Origin of the sequence: Staphylococcus sp. HMSC13A10 (assembly GCF_001808005.1) — a bacterium.
In the GTDB taxonomy this organism is placed as follows: domain Bacteria; phylum Bacillota; class Bacilli; order Staphylococcales; family Staphylococcaceae; genus Staphylococcus; species Staphylococcus pasteuri.
Genome location: NZ_KV791856.1, coordinates 416,020 through 438,307, shown reverse-complemented (window position 1 = coordinate 438,307; position 22,288 = coordinate 416,020). Strand labels below are relative to the sequence as shown.

The following is a 22,288-nucleotide window of genomic DNA, read 5'->3' as shown; positions in this document are numbered from 1 at the left end:
GAACATAAATTATGATGAAATTATTTATTATATTAGGAGCCTTAAATACAATGATGGCTGTTGGAACTGGTGCATTCGGTGCACATGGTTTAGAAGGTAAGCTATCAGAAAAGTACATGTCTGTTTGGGAAAAAGCGACAATGTATCAAATGTACCATGGACTAGCATTATTAATTATTGGTGTGATTGGCGGAACAACATCAATCAACATTAATTGGGCTGGATGGTTAATATTCTTTGGTATTGTATTCTTTAGTGGTTCATTATATGTATTAGCTTTAACACAAGTGCGAATATTAGGTGCTATTACACCAATTGGTGGCGTATTATTTATTGTCGGCTGGTTAATGTTAATTATTGCAACGTTTAAGTTTTCAGGTTAATAAAACCGTTAGTTCAGTTTTTGAAATAAAATTAATAATAATTCGATATTTAAGTTACATGACTCACCTTTTCGGGTATACACATACATCGAGGTGAGTTTTTAATTATGGAAAATAACGAAAATAAAAAGGTAGATAGAGGCGACCTCAAAAAGAACTTATCAGAAAAGTTTGTTTGGGCGATTGCATATGGTTCATGTATTGGTTGGGGCGCATTTATACTACCAGGGGATTGGATTGGGCAAGCAGGTCCTGTAGCTGCATCCATTGGTATTGTCATTGGCGCTATACTTATGATTTTAATCGCAGTAAGTTATGGTGCTTTAGTAGAAAAATTCCCCGTTTCTGGTGGGGCATTTGCATTTAGTTTCTTAAGTTTTGGTAGATATGTAAGTTTCTTCTCTTCATGGTTCTTAACCTTTGGTTATGTCTGTGTTGTAGCATTGAATGCCACCGCTTTTAGTTTATTGATTAAATTTTTATTACCAAGTGTACTCAATAACGGAAAAATGTATTCAGTTGCAGGTTGGGATGTCTACATAACTGAAATTATTATTGCAACAGTATTATTACTTGTCTTTATGTTTATAGCTATTAGAGGCGCAAGTGTATCTGGGTCATTACAATATTATTTTTGTGTATCTATGGTTATTGTAGTATTATTAATGTTCTTTGGTTCATTCTTTGGTAATAACTTTGCCTTAGATAACTTAAAACCATTATCAAATCCACATGAAGGTTGGTTCATGTCTATTATCACTATAGTAGCAATTGCTCCATGGGCTTATGTAGGATTCGATAATATACCACAAACAGCCGAAGAATTTAACTTTGCACCAAACAAAACATTTAAGTTAATTGTGTATAGTTTACTTGCAGCATCTATGACATATGTTGTAATGATTTTATATACAGGATGGTTAAGTACAGATCAAAAAAGTTTAAATGGCCAGTTATGGTTAACAGGTGCAGAAACACAAACAGCATTTGGTTATATTGGTTTAGCTGTATTAGCTATTGCTATTATGATGGGTATCTTTACTGGATTAAATGGATTCTTGATGAGTGCCAGCAGACTACTATTCTCTATGGGACGTTCAGGAATTATGCCAAGAGTATTTAGCCGCATTCATAGTAAATACAAGACACCTTATGTAGCAATTATTTTCTTAGTTGCGGTATCTTTAATAGCACCATGGTTAGGACGTACTGCGTTAACATGGATTGTTGATATGTCTTCAACAGGTGTTTCTGTAGCATACTTTGTGACTTGTTTATCTGCTACTAAGTTATTCAGTTACAATAAACAAAGTAATACGTATGCACCAATTTATAAAACATTCGGTATTATTGGTTCAGTCGTATCATTCATTTTCTTATGTTTATTATTAATACCTGGTACACCAGCATCACTTTCATTACCATCTTATATTGCATTAGGTGTATGGTTAGTATTAGGATTGATTTTCTTTGTCATTCGCTATCCTAAATTGAAAAAAATTGATAACGATGAATTAAGTAGATTAATTTTAAACAGAAGTGAAGATGAGGTAGAAAACATGGTTGATGAACCAGTCAAAAATAAATAATAATTAAAAAGTCATGATGAGAAAAGAGAGAACCTCTTAAATACTCATCATGACTTTTTTTATATTTATAGTTTTTTTCTAGTTATAGCGAACCCAGAAATAATGATTTTTGAAATTTGATCTGCAAACAGTAAACCTAAAGCAATAGCACCTGCAATTAATGTAACTTCAAGCATGGTATTGATTGCTTTATTAAAGTGTAATAAAACTAAGCTTTTAGTAGCATCGTAAGCAAGACCACCAGGAACTAAAGGTATAATTCCAGTTACCATAAAAATAATAGCGGGTTCTTTTTTATATCTAGCCATATAGTGACTTAATAGACCTAATGCAAGACTACCGAAGAAGCTGGAATATATTGTATGAGCTTCTAATCCATTATAGAACAGTGTGTAAACCATCCAACCACAAGCCCCAACAAATCCACAAGATAGATATAATTTTCTAGGAGCATCGAATATGACACAAAAGAACAGAGATGCTAAAAAACTAAATATAAAATTTAATATCCAAAACATATAACAACTCTCCTAGATTAATATTAATATTGAACTTACACCTGCACCTATACCAAATGAAGTGACAAGTGCTTCTAAAGATTTCGTTGTAAACATAAGCATATGGCCACCAAATAAATCTTGAATCGCATTTGTTATCAATACACCAGGAACAATAGGCATGACTGAAGCGATAATAATGGTCGCAAGATTACCTTGAGGTACTAAAGTATGACCAGTTACAGCAATCAAAGCTATAACAACAGAGCCTATAAATTCAGGTATGAACTGAGCATGTAACTTTCTATCTAGTATTTCAACAACTAGATAACCTAAACTACCTGCAAGTAGAGCAGTAATAATATCTACTAGGGAACCACCTTGTAAATATAAAAAACTAACTGCAATGATTGCTGCGGCAAATCCTTTAAAAGGAAGGCTGCTATCTCTTTTAGCGACATAAATTTTTTCTAATTTTTCTTTAGCTTCTTCAAGACCCATCGTCCCTTTAGTAATTAAACGAGAAATTTCATTTGCTTGTGAAATCTTAATTAAATTAGTGTCTCTTGTTTTTATTCTAAACATACGTAGGGTTGCTTCATTATGTAAATGAAATTGAATAACGGTATTTGTAACGAAGCTATTACTTTCTTGATAACCTAATTTTTTAGCGATGCGATTCATTGTATCTTCTACCCGTGTACCTTCAGCACCAGATTCAAGTAAAACACGTGCGGCTAACATAACCACATCTTTGATGAGACGTTCATGCTCGTTTTCATTTACTACTTTTGTCATTTAATCACCAGTTTTTAAAATTTTTAAATTTAGATATATTAATTATAGAGTATGAAAAGAGAAAAAACCATTATATAGCGATAAAGAAAGGCTGTAAAACATTTCAGTTTTAATAACTATATAGAAAAAAGAAGTGAATGACAAAATTGATAAGCAATTTAATTCATGATTTTTCGATAAAATTTAGAAAAATAAAAGGAAAATGTATAAATTGATACTTATATAAACTTATTGCATTTTATATATATAACTCAACACTAAAATAATGTTTCAAATATTTCAAAAAGGTTAAATTAATATTAGTTAACTATTACAAAATATATTGGGTAGCGACAATATATTTAATTTAGTTAACTTATACGTAGTAGTGATTAAAGTTCTCCCAAGGATACTACACGTCAGAAGTACACTTTGCTTGCAAAGTGTACTTTTTTAATTAGTTTATAGATATGAAAAGAGAATCCCTATTCATATAAAAATAGGAATTCTCTAATAATCAACTGTTAAATTTTGAAAAATTGATTGAAGTTTTCAGGGTTTAAAATATGACCTATATAGAAACTTCCGAAGTCTCCATAACGTGCAGTAGTTTCATCAAAACGCATTTCATAAACAATTTTTTTGAATTGTAAGACGTCATCTGAGAATAAAGTAACACCCCATTCAAAGTCATCAAAGCCGACAGAACCAGTGATAAATTGTTTGATTTTACCAGCATATTTACGTCCAATCATTCCGTGGTTATACATTAATGATTTTCTTTCTTCCATTGGTAACATATACCAGTTATATGTTTCATTTCTACGTTTATCCATAGGATAGAAACAAATATAATCAGAATGTGGTAGTTCAGGATATAATCTAGCTTTTACATGAGGGTTTTCATATGGATCCTCATCAGATTTACCTGCTAAGTAATTACTTAATTCAATGACTGACACATAAGAGTATGTCGGAATAAAGAAATCAGCTATATGTAATTTGTTAAGTTCATTTTCAATTAAATTAAGGTCTTTCATTTCAGGACGTAAGAACCATAATAATAAATCGGCTTTTTGTCCTGTAATATTATAAATAGCTTGATCTCCTGTATGAGAGCTTCTAGCTTCAGATTTATCGTTCACGAAACTTTCGAATTCAGCAATCATTGATTCGCGTTCTTCTTGAGGGACTAATCTAAAATTAGCCCAATCAACTGCATAAAATAAATGTAAACTATACCAACCATCCAATGTTTCGGCTGCTTCACTCATATTTATCGCTCCTTTAATTCTATAATATCAATTCACATTAAATTTTATCATAAATAAATAGTCAGCTCCTAAGTAAATGATTACAAAAAAGTGAAATGGAATTCTATTTTAAAATAACGTATAATTAGTTTTGTAAACGTTATTATGAAAAAGAAATTCAAGGAGGACATTATGACTAATCTATTAAATGTATTAGAAAACAAATTATCAGGAAAAAATGTAAATATCGTGTTACCTGAAGGGGAAGACGAACGTGTGTTAACTGCGGCTACACAATTACAAACTACAGATTATGTAACACCAATCGTTTTAGGTAATAAAGAAAAAATTCAATCCTTAGCAGAAGACAAAGGTTTGGATATTGCTAATATAGAAGTCATCGATCCTTCAACAAGTGAATTGAAATCAGAATTAGTAGACGCATTTGTTGAACGCCGTAAAGGCAAAGCAACACAAGAACAAGCTGAAGAATTATTAGAAAACGTTAATTACTTTGGAACAATGCTTGTATACACTGGTAAAGCAGCAGGCTTAGTAAGTGGAGCAGCGCATTCAACTGGTGATACTGTTCGTCCAGCATTACAAGTTATCAAGACTAAACCTGGCGTATCTAAAACATCTGGTATCTTCTTTATGATGAAAGGCGAAGAACAATATATCTTTGGCGATTGTGCAATTAACCCTGAATTAGATGCACAAGGTCTTGCTGAAATTGCTGTTGAAAGTGCTAAATCTGCACAAAGTTTTGGTATGGAACCTAAAGTGGCTATGTTAAGCTTTTCAACTAAAGGATCTGCTAAATCAGATGACGTGACTAAAGTTCAAGATGCATTGAAATTAGCGCAAGATAAAGTAGCTGAAGAACAATTAGACAATGTTGTTATTGATGGGGAATTCCAATTTGATGCAGCAATCGTACCAAGTGTAGCTGAGAAAAAAGCGCCAGGTGCTAAAATTCAAGGAGATGCAAATGTTTTCATTTTCCCTAGTTTAGAAGCAGGTAATATTGGTTACAAAATAGCTCAAAGATTAGGTGGATATGATGCAGTTGGTCCAGTTTTACAAGGCTTGAATTCTCCTGTAAATGACTTATCTCGTGGATGTTCAATTGAAGATGTCTATAACTTATCAATTATTACTGCTGCACAATCATTACAATAATGGACTTAGCAAATAAATATTTTAATGACATAGAATGGCGATACATTGACCATTCCAGTGGTTTGGAACCTATGCAATCATTTGCTTTTGATGACACGTTTAGCGAAAGTGTAGGTAAAGATTTATCACCTAACGTAGTGAGAACTTGGATTCATCAACATACTGTTATTCTTGGTATTCATGACTCTCGATTACCATTCTTAAAGGATGGTATTGCCTATCTAACAGATGAAATGGGCTATAACGCGATTGTACGTAATTCGGGAGGTCTTGGGGTTGTCTTAGATCAAGGAATATTAAATATTTCATTAATGTTCAAAGGGCAGTCAGAAACGACAATTGATGAAGCATTTACTGTTATGTATTTGCTTGTTGCCAAAATGTTCGAAGACGAAGATGTAGAGATAGATACTCTTGAAATTACACATTCTTATTGCCCAGGAAAATTCGATTTAAGTATTAATGGTAAGAAATTTGCAGGCATTTCACAAAGACGTGTAAGAGGCGGTATTGCAGTTCAAGTCTATCTATGTGTTGAAGGTTCAGGTTCAGAACGTGCATTAATGATGAAACATTTTTATGACCGTGCTTTAAAAGGTGAAACAACTAAGTTTATTTATCCTGATATTGAACCACAATGCATGGCATCCCTTGAAACGCTTTTAAATAAAAAGATTACTGTACAAGACACCATGTTTTTATTACTATATGCCATCAAAGATTTAGGTGGACGCTTAAATATGGACCCAATCACTGACGATGAGTGGCAACGCTATGAAGGTTATTTTGATAAAATGATAGACCGTAATGCAAAAATGATAACTAAAATGAACGAAAAGTAGTATAAATTAGATAACAATGACAATTTAAAATAATTAGCCGTCTTATTTAATATGACTTAGTACCACAATATAATCGATATTGAGGTTTAATGTCTTTAAAATAAGACGGTTTTTTATAGTTTTTGCAGTGATAACGTAGTTTAATAAACTATAAAAATGATGTATTGAGTACATTAAATTTCTTATATTATATATAAATCTGTGTATTCCAAGAATTATTTGTAGTATTATAGTTTAGGTGGAAAAATTTATATAAAAAGAGCAGATTTAAGTTTATAAAATGTAAAAATGTTTACAAAACCTTAGTTAAAGGTAAATATATTCAAGATTTTGTATAGAGGTATAAAATATATAGTTTGTTATTTAAAATCGTAATAATATCATTACATATGATACTCGTTAAAATATTACTCTGTAAAAAACTATATATACAAACATAAACACGTAAAGACAATGAAGAATCAGATTAGTGAAGGTATAATAAAAGGTGATAATAACATGACAAAAAAAGGATACGGGGAGTCTACAGGTAAAATTATTTTGATAGGCGAGCACGCAGTAACTTTTGGCCAACCTGCTATAGCTATTCCATTTAACGCCGGTAAAATTAAAGTGTTAATAGAAAGCCTTGAAAAGGGAAATTATTCAGCCATCGAAAGTGATGTTTATGATGGTCTTCTTTATGATGCGCCAGAGCATTTAAAATCAATCGTGACACGTTTTATCGACAAAACGGGTGTAGAAGAGCCATTATTAATTAAAATTCAAACTAATTTACCACCTTCAAGAGGGTTAGGATCAAGTGCAGCAATAGCTGTTGCTTTTACTAGAGCAAGTTATGATTTTCTAGGAGAAACTTTAAGTGATAAAGAATTAATTGAAGAGGCTAACTGGGCAGAAAAAATTGCTCACGGTAAACCAAGTGGTATTGATACACAAACGATTGTTTCTAATAAACCAGTATGGTTTCAAAATGGTCATGCTGAAACTTTAAAAACACTTCAATTAAACGGCTATATGGTTGTTATTGACACTGGCGTAAAAGGTTCAACAAAACAAGCAGTTGAAGATGTTCACAATTTATGTGAATCACAAGAATACATGAAACATATTGAAAATATTGGGGACTTAGTATACCAAGCAAGTCAGGCAATCGAATATCATAATTTCAAACAATTAGCCAATATTTTTAATGAATGTCAGCAAGATTTAAGAAATTTAACAGTAAGTCATGATAAAATAGAAGAGTTGTTAGAAATAGGAAAATCCCATGGTGCAATTGCAGGTAAATTGACTGGTGGTGGACGTGGCGGAAGCATGTTGTTACTAGCTGAAGATTTACATACTGCAGAAAAAATTGTAGCGGCAGTTGAAAAAGCAGGAGCTGCACATACATGGATTGAGTATTTAGGAGGTTAACCCATTGGCAAAAAGTGGCAAAGCACGTGCACATACAAATATTGCATTGATTAAATATTGGGGAAAAGCTGACGAAAAGTTAATTATCCCTATGAATAATAGTCTATCTGTATCATTGGAAAAGTTTTATACCGAAACTGAAGTAACGTTTGACAGTGACTATCAAAATGATCAATTTATTTTAAATGGTGAAGAAGCCAATGAAAAAGAAACTAAAAAAATTCAATCTTATATGGATATTGTTAGAGAAGTAGCAGGTACAAATTTACATGCTCGTATTGATAGTCATAATTTTGTGCCGACAGCTGCTGGTTTAGCATCATCTGCAAGTGCATACGCAGCGCTCGCAGCAGCTTGTAATGAAGCTTTACAACTTCGATTAACAGATAAAGATTTATCTCGTTTAGCACGTCTTGGGTCTGGTTCGGCATCTCGAAGCATTTTCGGTGGTTTTGCTGAATGGGAAAAGGGTCATGATGACGAAACATCATATGCTCATCCAGTCGATGCAAATCATTGGGAAGATGATTTGTCTATGATATTTGTCGTTATCAATAATCAATCTAAAAAAGTATCCAGTCGTTCAGGTATGTCATTGACACGTGATACATCTCGCTTTTATCAATATTGGTTAGATCACGTAGATGAGGATATAGCTGAAGTTAAGCGCGCGATGTCATCTAAAGACTTTAAACATCTTGGAGAAGTGATTGAGGCAAATGGTTTACGTATGCATGCTACAAACCTTGGTGCTCAACCGCCATTTACATATTTAGTACAAGAAAGCTATGATGCAATGGCTATTGTTCACAAATGTAGGGAAATGGGATTACCTTGTTATTTCACAATGGATGCTGGTCCAAATGTGAAAGTCCTTGTTGAAAAGAAAAATAAACAAGCAGTGATTGAACAATTTAAAAAACAATTTGATGATTCAAAAATAATTGCAAGTGATATTATCGCTACAGGCGTTGAAATAATTAAGTAAGGAATTGATAGAATGATTCAGGTCAAAGCACCCGGTAAACTTTATATAGCTGGTGAATATGCAGTTACAGAACCAGGATATAAATCTGTGTTAATTGCATTAAATCGCTTTGTTACAGCAACAATCGAACCTTCAAATCAAGTTGAAGGTACAATTCATTCAAAAACATTACATCACGAACCTGTAACATTTTATAGAGATGAAGATAGCATTGTCATTTCTGATCCACAGGCGGCTAAACAATTAAATTATGTTGTTACAGCCATAGAAGTGTTTGAACAGTATGCTAAGAGTTGTGACATCCCTTTAAAACATTTTCATTTAACAATTGATAGTAACTTAGATGATGCTAATGGTAATAAGTATGGTCTTGGTTCAAGTGCCGCTGTGTTAGTGTCAGTTGTTAAAGTACTTAACGAGTTTTATGAATTAGAATTATCTAATCTTTATATTTATAAATTAGCAGTTATTTCGAATATGAAATTACAAAGTTTAAGTTCTTGTGGCGACATTGCCGTAAGTGTTTATAGTGGTTGGTTAGCATATAGTACATTCGACCATGACTGGGTTAAGCAGCAAATCGAAACGACTTCAGTAAATACGGTATTAGACAAGAATTGGCCTGGTCTTCATATCGAACCATTACAAGCGCCAGAAAATATGGAAGTATTAATAGGATGGACTGGTTCACCAGCATCTTCACCACACCTAGTTAGCGAAGTTAAAAGACTTAAATCTGATCCCGCTTTTTATGGCGAATTTTTAGATAGTTCACATCAATGTGTTGAAAATTTAATCCATGCATTTAAAACTAACAATATTAAAGGTGTACAAAAGATGATTCGTCAAAATCGTCTTATCATTCGTCAAATGGATAATCAAGCATCAGTAGATATTGAAACAGAGAAATTAAAACATTTGTGTGACATCGCTGAGCAACATGGCGGTGCTGCTAAAACTTCAGGAGCTGGCGGTGGAGATTGTGGTATTGCCATCATTCACCAAAATGCTGACAAACAAAAGATATATGAAGAATGGACGTCTAATGGTATTAAACCTTTACTATTTAAAATATATCATGGGCAATAATGATATGAACCTTTTAAAATGATTGATTTTATCGTCGTTATAACAAATAACTTGATGATAAATATCTAATCTATTTTAGAAGGCTTTTTTATGAACAAAACGTTACATAGTTAAAAAGTAACTTGAATTTTTTGGTAAAAAGAGTAAAATAATTAAAGTTATATATAGATTAGGAAGCACAATTATAAAAATAGATAACTATTAAAAAGTAATAATACAAAAATATAGAAAGGTGGGCGATGACAATATGAAAAATAAATTTTTAATATGCGATGAATGTCAGGCAGTTAACGTTAAAACTTTGCAAAAGAAATTAGAAAAGTTAGACCCTGAAGCTGAAATAGAAATAGGTTGTCAGTCATATTGTGGTCCGGGTAGACGTAAGACTTTTGCATTCGTAAATAATCGTCCACTAGCTGCTTTAACTGAAGAGGAATTAATTGAAAAGGTTACTAAACAACTGAAAAAACCTCGAGATCCTGAAGAAGAAGAACGTTTAAGAAAACGTAATGAAGAACGTAAAAGACGTAAAGAAGAACAAGATAGAAAATTAAAAGAAAAACTTGAAAAGAAAAAAGCATTGAAATAATAGTAGAGAAGCCATCATATTAACGAATGATGGCTTCTTTCTTTATATGTTAAACAAATCGTTGAATGATTCTGTCATTGTTGGATGTGTGTAGATATTATCTCTTAAAACTTGATATGGAATGTTTTGATCCATTGCTAACTTAATTAGGTTGATCATTTCTCCTGATTCTTTACCATATAATGATGCACCTAAAATTTGATGATTTTCTTTATTAATGACTACTTTAAATAATCCTCGACTGTCATTATTAATTTTATGTCTAGGAATTTGATTGACGGGAAGTAGCTTGTCTATATAATTATAATTTGCTAATTTAGCTTGATCGCTAGTCATTCCAACTCGAGATAATGGTGGATCTATAAACATAGTATAAGGTATGAAACCTCTATTTTCTGTTGTACGATTTCCACCTCCATAAAGATGAGATTGTATAATACGATAATCATCTAATGATATATAAGTAAATTGCATGCCACCTTTAACATCACCAGCTGCATAAATATGTGCTACTGATGTTTGTAGATGTTCGTTCACTGCTATTGAACCATCTTTAGTTAATTGGATATCAGTATTTTCCAATCCTAAATCGACATTTGGTCTACGTCCTGTCGCAAGTAATACAGCATCAGATTCAAAGTTTCCTTGAGTGGTTTTAATAATGGTTTTGTCGACATCATCAATCAATTCAGTCGTATTAACATTAGTTAAAATAGTAACATCCTTATTCTCTAAGTCATTAATAATTGCATTAACGATGTCACGGTCTTCTCTAGGCATTAATTTTGAACCATGTTCTAAGATGGTTACTTTAGTATTTAAATTAGCAAACATAGAGGCAAATTCTAAAGCGATATAACCCCCACCAATGATTACTAAATGTTTAGGTTGATAAGATATATCTAATAAACCAGTGGAATCAAATAGATGTTTAGCATTATTGATACCTTTAATATTAGGAATATTTGCTTTAGCTCCAGTATTAATAACGATATGTGGGGCTGTAATAGTCTTAATGATGTTGTTATTTTTATCTAACAAATGAACTTCAGTATTCGACTTAAATTGCGCTTTATAATTTAATACACTTATATTTTCATCGCTTGCTAAAAGTTGATAGTTTTTTTGATTTAATGCTTGTACAACTTCTTGTTTTCTTGAAAATGCATCATCAAATTTTGTACCTGCAATCCCGTCATGAACAAGTACTTTTGATGGGATACACCCTATATTGATACAGGTGCCACCATACATAGATTTTGATTGCTCTATCATTGCGACTTGTTGTCCTTGTGCTGCTGCGAATTTTGCTAATGTCTTCCCAGCTTTACCAAATCCAATAATAATTAGATCATATTTGTTCATTGATGTTGTCCTCCTGTTGTATTTGATGAACTATATCTTGGATAGTTATAGAACTATAGTAGTTTAATATATGATTTGCTTCTTGGTTTTGATGGTATGTCATTGTATCGGCAATATGTCTTGCTATGATGCAATGACTTGATTGCTTCCCTGTAAAAATACGTTTTTGATTAGGTTGTTTATCTAACACAAAGTATTGATATAAGTCAGACAGTTTAACATGTTTTGTCATATCATTAGCCTGGTAGCCACCACTTTTTCCACGAATGGTGACAATATAATCGTGATAGGTAAGAAGCGTTGCAACTCGTCGTAATTGAACAGGGTTAATGCAAGTAAGTTCTGCTAATGCTGTACTGTGATATCTTTGATGATTATGTTTTGTTAAGAAAGCGAGCACATGAATCGCAATATTAAACTCTAAGTTCATAACATCCTCCAAAATGTAACTGTTATAGTTACATTAAATAAAAAAATTAATTAATAGTCAATGGGTATAAATTTGAAGAGATTAAAAGTACGATTTTTAATTAATCTTATGATTGCGTTATGAAATCTAATAATTTAAACATGACTTCTTTATTTTCCTCAGGTACATCATAGTTAATAATCTCTTGAGGCATTTGATTTAATACAGAATCAACTGCATAAGTATAGTCATTAATAACGATTTCTTTAACGTCGTAAGGCCCTGGTTCAAAATGGAATTGTAATCCAATTACATTTTGATTTAGTAGAAAGCCTTGATTGTTTAAATGCTCACTTGAAAATAATAGCTCGGCATTTTTAGGTATTTGAAACATTTCTTCATGCCAATGTAAAGCCATTAATTCTTTTGGTAAGTATGGAATAGTATCAGTTTCTAGGTAAACTTTATCCCAACCAACTTCTTTCACTGGTGATTTACTTACTGTGTAGCCAATCGCTTTTGTAATTTGTTGTGCACCATAACAAGCTCCAAACATTGGCTTATTCACTTTTAATAAGTCTCTTATAAGTTCTCTTTCTTTATAAATCCATTCATCTGTATCATTAGGACTCATAGGCCCACCTAAGATAATAAGTAAATCTGTTTCGTCTGCAGTTGGTAATACACCGTTATAAAAATAGGGATGATAGATATATAAGTCATGGTTATTTTCTTTTGCCCAATCACCAATAGCTCCTACACCTTCATTTGGTGTATGTTGTAAAACATTAATTCTCATTTAATCAACTCCTTCTCATAGTTACTTTATAATATCAAATATTACTATATGAATGATACGTTTAATTTTAGGGTAAACATAAAGCATTAAAATACAATTCGCTGAAGGAGAGATGAATAGAATGGCTCAAGAAGTAACATTAGGTAAATCAGATGTTAAAGTATTTCCAATTGCACTAGGTACTAATGCAGTAGGTGGACATAATCTTTATCCAAATTTAGATGAAGAACAAGGTAAAGAAGTTGTTAGACAAGCGATTAATAATGGAATTACCTTACTAGATACAGCATTTATTTATGGTCCTGAACGTTCTGAAGAATTAGTTGGAGAAGTTGTGAAAGAATATCCAAGAGAACAAATCAAAATTGCTACGAAAGGTTCTCATTACTTCGATGAAAACAATGATGTACATCAAAATAATGATCCAGAGTTTATTAAACAACAAGTTGAAAACAGTTTAAAACGTCTTCAAACAGATTATATTGATTTATTTTATATTCATTTTCCAGATGATAATACGCCAAAAGATAAAGCAGTTGCAGCATTACAAGAATTAAAAGAAGAAGGAAAAATTAAAGCAATCGGTGTATCTAACTTCACATTAGATCAATTAAAAGAAGCAAATAAAGATGGTTTAGTAGATGTTGTTCAATTAGAATATAATTTATTGCATAGAGAAAATGAAGAAGTGATGGCATACGCTGCTGATAATCAAATTACATTCGTGCCATATTTCCCATTAGCGTCTGGAATTCTAGCGGGTAAATATGATGAAGATACAACATTTGAAGATCATCGTGCGACAAGAAGAGACTTTAAACCTGAGGTATTTAAAGATAATGTACGTCGAGTAAAACAGCTTACAGATATTGCTGAAGCTCATGATACAACTATAGCTAATGTAGTGTTAGCATTTTATCTTACTCGTCCAGCGTTAGATGTTGTTATTCCAGGTGCGAAACGTGCTGAACAAGTGGTAGAAAATATTGAAGCGGCTAACGTAAAATTATCACAAGACGAAATTGATAAAATCGATTCTCTATTTCCAATTAACAAATAAATAAACCAACCTTTTTTAAAATTAATCCCGTAAATAAGCTAAATATTGGCGATTTACGGGATATTTTAAATTTATATAATTCCAATTGATTAGATATAATAGTTAAAATTTTTTCATTCTCTGATACATATTTTTAACTTTAACGGGTAAAAAAACATATTGAATAGTTGAGCAACTTACTTAAAGAATAATAGATAAGGAGGAAAGGGTAATGATTACAGTTTTATTCGGTGGCAGTCGTCCAGAAGGAAACACAGCGCAATTAACGCAATACGCATTAGAAAATGTTGAACACCAATGGATAGACGTTACACAATATCAATTAAATCCAGTAAGAGATGTACGTCATAATGATAAGAAGATAGATTCATATCCAGATGATTATGAACAATTAATTAAAACTGTGCTAGAAAGTGATGTTGTCATTTTTGCGTCGCCAATTTATTGGTATAGTTTATCAGCATCATTAAAAGCGTTTATTGATCATTGGTCAGAAACAATGGTAGATGAAAGATATTCAGATTTTAAAGAAATAATGTCTAAAAAAGACTTTAGATTAATATTAGTAGGTGGAGACTGTCCAAAAGTGAAGTCTAAACCTTGTGTTGATCAAATGAAATATACATTAGAATTTATTGGCGGAGAACTCGCTGGTTACATTATTGGTACAGCTGAAAGACCTGGCGATATCATGAAAGACAATTACGCATTAGAAAGAGCGAGAGAATGGAATCATTTATTCAAACAATAGAATTAATGTAAATAACTTGTAGTACAATATAAGACCCTTCGCTTATGTATTAGTGAAGGGCTTTGTTATGTTTATAGTACTTCTTACAATACGAAGAATACAAAATATGAATTTTTATGAGTTGTTTTCATAGATAATTTTAAAAAATATATAAGTATATAAAATTAAATACGCTGCGTTAAATGAATACGATACATATATGATATAATGCATTTATTAATAACTTGTAATTGTTAGGGGAGACAAAAATGCATAGAGTCAGAGAAGCAACAAGTACAGATGCGATAGCGATTAGAGATGTAGCAACAAAAGCTTGGTATAATACGTATTTAAATATTTATGCTGCTAGCACAATCAATGAATTATTAGCAGCGTCATATAACGAAGAACATTTAAAGAAAAGAATGCAAGAGCAATTATTTTTAGTTGCAGAAGAAGATGAAGAAATTGTAGGTTTTGCCAATTTTATTTATGGTGAAGAATTATATTTATCAGCGCATTATGTACATCCTGAGTCTCAACATAAAGGCTATGGTACGTTGTTATTAGAAAAAGGTTTAGAGTCATTTAAAGGGAAGTATGACACGGTTTTCTTAGAAGTTGATAATCAAAATGATGAAGGTATTCATTTCTATAAAGAACAAGGGTTTGAAATTATAAGATCTTATCAACCAGAAATGTATGGGGAAGTCATGAATTTAGCATTAATGAAGAAAGTCTTTTAGTTCACAATTATTTTTATTTTAAAGAAAATTACAATGAATGTATGCTATCAATGATTATGACTACTTACTAAATTGAATAGAGTCTATAGAGTAAATGTTAGGGGACAAAAAAATATATGTCTCCCTTTAAAAGGAGGTATTTCATGACACAATCATCGTATGCAACGACGAAACTTGCAGAGGAAAAGGTATTCAAAGATCCTATACATAGGTATATACATGTTAAAGATCAATTGATTTGGGATTTAGTGAAGACAAAGGAATTTCAAAGATTACGTAGAATTAAGCAACTTGGCACATTATATCTTTCCTTTCATACAGCTGAACATAGTCGATTCGGACATTCTCTAGGTGTTTATGAAATAGTGCGTCGTATGATAGATGAAACATTTGAAGGTCGCGATGCATGGGATAACGAAGACCGTCCTCTTGCCTTGTGTGCTGCGTTGTTACATGATTTAGGTCATGGACCGTTTTCACATAGCTTTGAAAAGATTTTTAATACAGATCATGAAGCGTTTACTCAGGAAATTATTACCGGAAATACAGAAGTAAATGAAGTATTGAGTCGTGTTTCAGCTACATTTCCACAACAAGTAGCTGATGTAATTAATAAGACTCACGATAATAAGTTAGTCATATCTATGATTTCATCACAAATTGATGCAGACCGAATGGATTATCTACAACGTGACGCTTACTTTACTGGAGTATCATATGGTGCTTTTGATATGGAACGTATTTTACGTTTGATGAGACCTTCTAAAGATGAAGTTTTAATTAAAGAAAGTGGTATGCATGCAGTTGAAAATTTCATCATGAGTCGTTATCAAATGTATTGGCAAATATATTTCCATCCTGTCAGCAGAGGTGGAGAGGTATTATTAAATAACTGTCTGAAAAGAGCTAAACAACTATATAATGAAGGGTATCAATTTAAGAAATCACCTGAAGATTTTATACCATTTTTCGAAGGGACAATGACAATTCAACAATATGTTGATTTAGACGAAGCAGTTGTTATCTATTATTTGAAAAAATGGGTCGAGGAAGATGACATGATTTTGAGTGATTTATCACGTCGTTTTATTAATCGTGATTTATTTAAATATATTCCGTTTGACGGCTCAATAATAACAATTTCAGAACTTCAAGAGTTATTTGAAGCGGGAGGAATTAATCCTAATTATTACTTTGTGAGCGAGTCGTTTTCAGATTTACCTTACGATTATGATCGACCAGGTTCTAATCGTAAACCCATTCACTTACTAAGAAGAGATGGTTCAATTAGAGAGATTAGTAATCAATCATTAGTCATTAATAGTATTACAGGAATTAATAGAGAAGATTATAAATTATATTATCCAAAAGAATTGATTTTAAATATTAAGGATGAAGAGATAAAAGGTTCTATTATTAATCTTTTAAATGAATTAAATTAATCAATCGATTGATAGAAATTGTTTGCTCATTTAATATAGAATTCAGTTGGAAATTGTCAGAGGAGGTGGCCTACGTGTCAGAAAAGAAAGGTTTTAATTTTAATATTATTAAAAATGATCCCTTAGATGGACATAAAGGTACCAATATTGGTTCAATTACTTTAGATAATATTGCGCCAGTATTTATAGATGTTGCAAATCAAGAAGCTTTTATTGATATTGGTGGCATGCATGCACGTGCTAAAGTTGAAAAAGGTGTTAAATGGATTACCGACAAATCAGAAGTAGAAGGCGAAGAAGCAAAAGAATACTGGCTTTGTTGGGTTACTACTGAAAGAGGAGAACATGGCCCATATTACGCTGGTGTAACGGGATGCTATTTATTAGTAAATAAAAGCATTCGTCGTGGGTATAAAAGTATGCCTGAACATGTGAACATGATGGATAAATCTATGAAACATCAAATTATTATCGATCATATTGGTAAAGAGAATAAAAAAGTACTTAAAGACTTTTTACAAAATCATAATGAAGATATGTGGAATAACTCAAGCAAAGAATTATTTGACGCATTTGAATAAATAATTAATAAACCAACAACTTTCAAAATCATCCTTTGATGATGTGTAGTTGTTGGTTTATTTTTATATTATAAATTGAGTTGTTCAACCATACATTTAGTTATTTGTTGGTAAATAGTTTGGATATTTTGATTATACTTTTTGGCGATTTCTTTGATTTGATCAAATTCTGGTTTGGCTTTGATTAATTCATCATTTTTATAAGCTAATTTAACTGACACATTGCCATAAGGTGTTTCAATATCATGATATTGACGACTTAGAATACGACGGTTAACTGTATAGCTTCTAACACCTAATGTTGATGTATGTGTAAGTATGAAATCTTCAATAGTTGATTTATAATCTGGTTTACAAATAACTGTAAGTTGAGTAGCAGGGCGTTGTTTTTTCATAATAATTGGTGTGTAGAATATGTCCAATACCTTTTGATTTACAGTATTTTCCATTATATCACCTAACATTTCAGCGGTCATATCATCAATTTGACATTCTATGACCTGTACCTGGTCAGCTTCATTTTGTTGATCTAGCACTTCAAATTGAATGACTCTTAACACATTTGGAAAGTCGAATTCTTTGGTTCCGGCTCCATAACCAATGTTCTTCATTGTATTTGCAGGAAATGTACCAAACGAATTTACAAGGCTTTTAGCAAAAGCTGCCCCAGTAGGTGTAGTTAATTCACTAGATACATTAAACTGTGCTAAAGGTATTCCTTTTAATATTTCTGCAGTAGCTGGTGCTGGAATTGGATAAACACCATGTGCGATTTTTATTCGACCATTTCCTGTTGGAATAGGTGAGCAATAAAGAATATCTATGTCTAAAAGTTCTAGAGCAATACAGCCTCCAATAATATCAATGATTGAATCCATAGCGCCTACTTCATGAAAATGAACTTCGTCTACTGACATACCATGTATTTTAGCTTCAGCATGTGCAATAACATTGAAAATAGCTTTGCTACGCGTTTTAACTCTATCATTTAAAGTACTATTATCTATAATGTTATATATATCAGAAGCTTTACGATGATGGTGTGATTCTTCAAAATCAATTTTCAGTGACGTGGCTTGTATGCCTTGCTTCATTACTTTATTAAAATGTAATGAAAACGTATCGATGGGTAATTTTTTTAATTCATTTTCAATTTCCTGAGGGTTAGCACCTATATCTACAAGTGCGGATAATAGCATGTCACCAGCAATACCAGCATGACAATCTAAATACAATGCATTACTCATATTAGTGTCTCCATTTCTATTTATTTTCCAACATGTTTATAATCATCGAAGCATTATAACCAGCACCAAAACCATTATCTATATTAAGTACACTTGTTCCAGGCGCACATGAATTAATCATTGATAATAATGTTGTTATACCATTTAAATTAGCACCGTAACCTACACTAGTAGGAACTGCATAAACAGGATGATCCACTAATCCTCCGACAACGCTAGCTAATGCACCCTCCATACCTGCTATAACAATTGAAACGTGACCTTTACGTATATCTTGGATATGTTCAAAAAGGCGGTGAATACCTGAAACACCTACATCATAAAATCTTTGAACATTTGTACCCATGACTTCTGCTGTTAAGGCTGCTTCTTCAGCGATAGGTAAGTCCGAAGTGCCAGCACATAATACTGAAATGTACGCGTTTGATTTAGGTATAGCATCAATTGGACTAGATATGATTTGTGCTAAATCATGATATTGTAATTGTGGATGATTATTGATAATATATTGCGCTTTGTCATTATTCACTCGAGTTACGAGAATAGTTTGATTGGTATTAAGTAAACTTTCGATAATTTGATCAATTTGTTCTTTAGTTTTACCTTGTCCAAAGATGACTTCAGGGAAACCTTGTCTTTGTGCACGATGTAAATCGATTTTAGCAAAGCCCAATTCGTCGTAATGACGGAGTTGGGCTTTCGCTTCTTCTACAGATATTTGATTGTTGTGAACTTTATTTAGAATTTGTTCTAGTTGTTCGTTGTTATCTTTCATATTTTGACATCCTTATAATTATTAGAATTAATACTTAAAATTCAGATGACTTAGTGTTTATAACTTCGTTCATACTACCTGTACGATAACCTTCTAAATCGATAGTTACGTAGTCAAATCCTAGCTCTTTAAGTCTTAATGTAATATTTGTTTTATTTTGAATAACTGTAGATAACGCATCATCTTCTACTTCAATACGTGCTATATTTTGATGATAACGTACACGAACATTATTAACGCCTAGACTTAGAATATATTTTTCTGCTTCATTAACTTTATTTACTTTTGAAAAGCTTAAAGGTTCACCATATGGAATTCTTGAAGCTAAACTACATAATGCTGGTTTATTCCAAACTGGTAAATGATGTTGTTGACTTAAATCACGTACTTCAGATTTGTATAGCTCAGCTTCTTGAAGTACACTTCGAACATTAAATTCTTCTCTAGCTTTTAATCCAGGACGGAAATCTTCTAAGTCATCCATAATCATTCCGTCGATAACATAGTTAAATCCGACTTGTTTTCTGATATCTTCTAAATTGCTATACATCAAACGTTTGCTATAATACCAGCTTTCTGGTGTGTTTTTAATAATATTTTCATCATTCAATTCAGACATTTCAGCTTCTACTACATGAATACCTAAGCTATTACCAAGTTCGATAGCTTGGTCAAATTCTTCATTACGGAAAAGTTCAGATTTTACTACAACAGGCATTACATTTTCAGTTCCTAAATTGTCGATTGCTTTTTTTAGAACGAGACTACTATCTACACCACCAGAAAAGGCGATAACTACACTTCCCATATTGTTTAATAATTGATCTAATTTTTCTTCTTTATTGTTTATATTAGTCATGTTGAATTCCTCCTATAAGTAATTTAAATTATTCATTTTCTACGTATGGAATTGTTAATGGACCTTGAGGCATGACACCAATCGTTAATGGACGACCATACGATTCTTCTAATTCTTGTAATGTTTTTTCGATATCTGATGTAGGATTAAGCATTGAGTCTTTAAGTTGTTGGTCAGTTAACTCTGAATATACATATACATTGGCAAATGTTTGAATACTTGCTTGTTTTTGTACTTGCCATTGGTCAACTTCAGAAAAGTTAGGATCATGTATTAAATCTAAAATACCTTGAGGCGTATCTGCCATTTTGAAAATTTCAGCGAATTTACCATGATCTGGGAAACCATCTGCACATTCAGAAACCATAATAATATTACCGCCTTCTTTAACCACTTTACTTGCAGCACTCATACCTTTAACAGTTTGATAAAGGTTTTGGTCAAGTGGATAACCTGAGTTAGAGGCAATAACGACATCGAATCTTTGATCACATTTAAACATGGCATGTTCTTTAACATAGGCACAACCTTGTTTGTGTGCTTCAAAAACTTCTCCGCCGAATGCTGCAGTAATCTCTTTATCTTTGTTTAATGCAACGTTTAACATAAAGTGTGGCTTACACATTTTATTTACTTCACGAGCCATATTTTGGACAGGATTATCATCTAAATTTCCCCAAGTTGAACGAGGGTCGCCAATCATTTGGGCATTATGGAAAGTTTGAATGGTTTCAATTCCAGCAATACCTGGCATAATACCTTTAGGACCACCAGAAAAACCTGCAAAAAAGTGAGGCTCAATAAAACCAGTCACAATTTTAAAATCAGATTCTACATAATCTTTATTTAAATAAACATCACAACCATATTGACTATGGCCAACTTTTGTTAAGCTTTCTTCTTCATTACAATGATTGTGAACAATTTTAACAGTGTCAACAATGTCTTCGCCTAACATACTTATTAATTCTTCTCGCGTTTGATCTCTATGTGTGCCAGTGCCATTAATAATCACAAAGTTTTCTCGAGGTACATGACTTAACTCTTCCATTAATAACGGTACCAATATATGGTTAGGTGTAGGTCGTGTAATATCACTAATGACAATAGAAACTGTATCACTACTTTTAACCATGTCTTTTAAGGGCTTCGAGTTGGTAGGATGTTGTAATACATCTTTAATCGTTCCCTCTACGTTTTCCACTGGATCAATATTTAAGGGTTCTATGACTGTGCTATCGTCAGGAACTTCAACATCTATTTCAGATTTCCCATATAATACTTTTGTTAACAAAATATTCCCCTCCGTTGTAGAAGCATTGAAATCTCTTCTTGTTTTTGTTCTGAATTGTTTGATTATTATAGTTAAATTATATCATAGGTATTGCAATATTTTAATTTATGAAAGTATACAACTATTACCACCATTGAATTGTTCATTTATATGTAAATGTAAATTTATGAATTAATATTTTGTTTTCTATATTTATATTGTAAAAAAAAGATTAAATAGTATTAAAAAATTCATCAAAAAAATGTATATTTAATATAGATAAACATAAGGAGGGTAAAATATGCCTGAATAACAAAAAGATAATAATGCATTAGTTTTTATAATCCTTGGATGGGTATTTTCTGCGTTATCACTAATTGTATTACCAATTATT

23 protein-coding genes are annotated in these 22,288 nt (G+C 31.9%); 13 read left to right on the top strand and 10 right to left on the bottom strand.

The genetic code is table 11. From position 1 onward, the window contains the following. The first annotated feature begins 14 nt into the window (after positions 1-14). Positions 15-383 (top strand): DUF423 domain-containing protein, encoded by a 369-nt coding sequence (locus HMPREF3125_RS06695; protein WP_096807881.1) that lies wholly within the window; start codon positions 15-17, stop codon positions 381-383. A gap of 107 nt (positions 384-490) precedes the next feature. Then, positions 491-1,972, top strand: coding sequence for an APC family permease (locus HMPREF3125_RS06690; protein WP_070452670.1), 1,482 nt, complete (start codon positions 491-493; stop codon positions 1,970-1,972). A gap of 65 nt (positions 1,973-2,037) precedes the next feature. Here HMPREF3125_RS06690 and HMPREF3125_RS06685 read toward each other — a convergent pair whose 3' ends face one another. From HMPREF3125_RS06685 to hemQ, 3 genes are all read right to left on the bottom strand, one after another. Further along, a complete protein-coding gene (locus HMPREF3125_RS06685) occupies positions 2,038-2,490 on the bottom strand; it encodes a threonine/serine exporter family protein (protein WP_017636383.1) in 453 nt (150 codons plus the stop codon). Positions 2,491-2,502: 12 nt separating this feature from the next. Continuing rightward, positions 2,503-3,267 (bottom strand): threonine/serine exporter family protein, encoded by a 765-nt coding sequence (locus HMPREF3125_RS06680; RefSeq protein ID WP_070452667.1) that lies wholly within the window; start codon positions 3,265-3,267, stop codon positions 2,503-2,505. Between the two features lie 503 nt (positions 3,268-3,770). Beyond that, a complete protein-coding gene (gene hemQ / locus HMPREF3125_RS06675) occupies positions 3,771-4,520 on the bottom strand; it encodes a hydrogen peroxide-dependent heme synthase (RefSeq protein ID WP_070452664.1) in 750 nt (249 codons plus the stop codon). 171 nt (positions 4,521-4,691) lie between these two features. Between hemQ and pta the strand changes: the two genes are divergently transcribed. The 6 genes from pta (at position 4,692) to HMPREF3125_RS06645 (ending at position 10,608) form a co-directional block, all read left to right on the top strand. After that, positions 4,692-5,681 (top strand): phosphate acetyltransferase, encoded by a 990-nt coding sequence (gene pta, locus HMPREF3125_RS06670; RefSeq protein ID WP_046466392.1) that lies wholly within the window; start codon positions 4,692-4,694, stop codon positions 5,679-5,681. Further along, positions 5,681-6,523, top strand: coding sequence for a lipoate--protein ligase family protein (locus HMPREF3125_RS06665; protein ID WP_026083429.1), 843 nt, complete (start codon positions 5,681-5,683; stop codon positions 6,521-6,523). Before pta ends, HMPREF3125_RS06665 begins: the two co-directional genes overlap by 1 nt. A 498-nt stretch (positions 6,524-7,021) precedes the next feature. Next, positions 7,022-7,942 (top strand): mevalonate kinase, encoded by a 921-nt coding sequence (gene mvk, locus HMPREF3125_RS06660; RefSeq protein WP_017636378.1) that lies wholly within the window; start codon positions 7,022-7,024, stop codon positions 7,940-7,942. A 4-nt stretch (positions 7,943-7,946) separates the two neighbouring features. Further along, positions 7,947-8,930, top strand: coding sequence for a diphosphomevalonate decarboxylase (mvaD, locus tag HMPREF3125_RS06655; protein WP_070452661.1), 984 nt, complete (start codon positions 7,947-7,949; stop codon positions 8,928-8,930). Positions 8,931-8,942: 12 nt separating this feature from the next. Continuing rightward, a complete protein-coding gene (locus HMPREF3125_RS06650; RefSeq protein ID WP_017636376.1) occupies positions 8,943-10,019 on the top strand; it encodes a phosphomevalonate kinase in 1,077 nt (358 codons plus the stop codon). A gap of 247 nt (positions 10,020-10,266) precedes the next feature. Beyond that, positions 10,267-10,608, top strand: a complete 342-nt coding sequence (locus HMPREF3125_RS06645; protein WP_017636375.1) for a YuzB family protein — start codon at positions 10,267-10,269, stop codon at positions 10,606-10,608. Between the two features lie 42 nt (positions 10,609-10,650). Here the strand turns inward: HMPREF3125_RS06645 and merA are convergent, their stop codons facing one another. The 3 genes from merA to HMPREF3125_RS06630 form a co-directional block, all read right to left on the bottom strand. After that, positions 10,651-11,973 (bottom strand): hypothiocyanous acid reductase MerA, encoded by a 1,323-nt coding sequence (gene merA, locus HMPREF3125_RS06640; RefSeq protein WP_070452658.1) that lies wholly within the window; start codon positions 11,971-11,973, stop codon positions 10,651-10,653. Beyond that, a complete protein-coding gene (hypR, locus tag HMPREF3125_RS06635) occupies positions 11,960-12,403 on the bottom strand; it encodes a redox-sensitive transcriptional regulator HypR (RefSeq protein WP_017636373.1) in 444 nt (147 codons plus the stop codon). The genes merA and hypR overlap by 14 nt, the downstream gene beginning before the upstream one ends. A gap of 106 nt (positions 12,404-12,509) precedes the next feature. Next, the gene (locus tag HMPREF3125_RS06630; protein ID WP_070452655.1) at positions 12,510-13,181 is read right to left on the bottom strand and encodes a type 1 glutamine amidotransferase; all 672 of its coding nucleotides are present in this window, start codon (positions 13,179-13,181) and stop codon (positions 12,510-12,512) included. A 121-nt stretch (positions 13,182-13,302) separates the two neighbouring features. Here HMPREF3125_RS06630 and HMPREF3125_RS06625 point away from each other — a divergent pair, with 121 nt between their 5' ends. From HMPREF3125_RS06625 to HMPREF3125_RS06605, 5 genes are all read left to right on the top strand, one after another. After that, positions 13,303-14,241, top strand: a complete 939-nt coding sequence (locus tag HMPREF3125_RS06625; protein ID WP_029056386.1) for an aldo/keto reductase — start codon at positions 13,303-13,305, stop codon at positions 14,239-14,241. Positions 14,242-14,452: 211 nt separating this feature from the next. Next, a complete protein-coding gene (locus tag HMPREF3125_RS06620; protein ID WP_017636370.1) occupies positions 14,453-14,992 on the top strand; it encodes a flavodoxin family protein in 540 nt (179 codons plus the stop codon). A 248-nt stretch (positions 14,993-15,240) separates the two neighbouring features. Continuing rightward, complete coding sequence (locus HMPREF3125_RS06615) at positions 15,241-15,717, top strand: GNAT family N-acetyltransferase (protein WP_017636369.1); 477 nt, start codon at positions 15,241-15,243, stop codon at positions 15,715-15,717. Between the two features lie 143 nt (positions 15,718-15,860). Beyond that, entirely contained in the window at positions 15,861-17,159 is a 1,299-nt protein-coding gene (locus HMPREF3125_RS06610) for an HD domain-containing protein (protein WP_070452652.1), read from the top strand. A gap of 74 nt (positions 17,160-17,233) precedes the next feature. Continuing rightward, positions 17,234-17,740, top strand: a complete 507-nt coding sequence (locus HMPREF3125_RS06605) for a YwhD family protein (RefSeq protein ID WP_017636367.1) — start codon at positions 17,234-17,236, stop codon at positions 17,738-17,740. A 68-nt stretch (positions 17,741-17,808) separates the two neighbouring features. Here HMPREF3125_RS06605 and larC read toward each other — a convergent pair whose 3' ends face one another. Genes larC through larA form a run of 4 tightly spaced genes read right to left on the bottom strand, consistent with a single transcriptional unit; the run spans position 17,809 to position 21,915 of the window. Continuing rightward, a complete protein-coding gene (larC, locus tag HMPREF3125_RS06600; RefSeq protein ID WP_070452650.1) occupies positions 17,809-18,987 on the bottom strand; it encodes a nickel pincer cofactor biosynthesis protein LarC in 1,179 nt (392 codons plus the stop codon). A gap of 16 nt (positions 18,988-19,003) precedes the next feature. Beyond that, complete coding sequence (larB, locus tag HMPREF3125_RS06595) at positions 19,004-19,762, bottom strand: nickel pincer cofactor biosynthesis protein LarB (protein WP_070452647.1); 759 nt, start codon at positions 19,760-19,762, stop codon at positions 19,004-19,006. Positions 19,763-19,796: 34 nt separating this feature from the next. Next, positions 19,797-20,621 (bottom strand): ATP-dependent sacrificial sulfur transferase LarE, encoded by an 825-nt coding sequence (gene larE / locus HMPREF3125_RS06590; RefSeq protein WP_029056390.1) that lies wholly within the window; start codon positions 20,619-20,621, stop codon positions 19,797-19,799. Between the two features lie 28 nt (positions 20,622-20,649). Then, a complete protein-coding gene (gene larA / locus HMPREF3125_RS06585) occupies positions 20,650-21,915 on the bottom strand; it encodes a nickel-dependent lactate racemase (RefSeq protein ID WP_046466402.1) in 1,266 nt (421 codons plus the stop codon). Between the last annotated feature and the right edge of the window lie 373 nt (positions 21,916-22,288).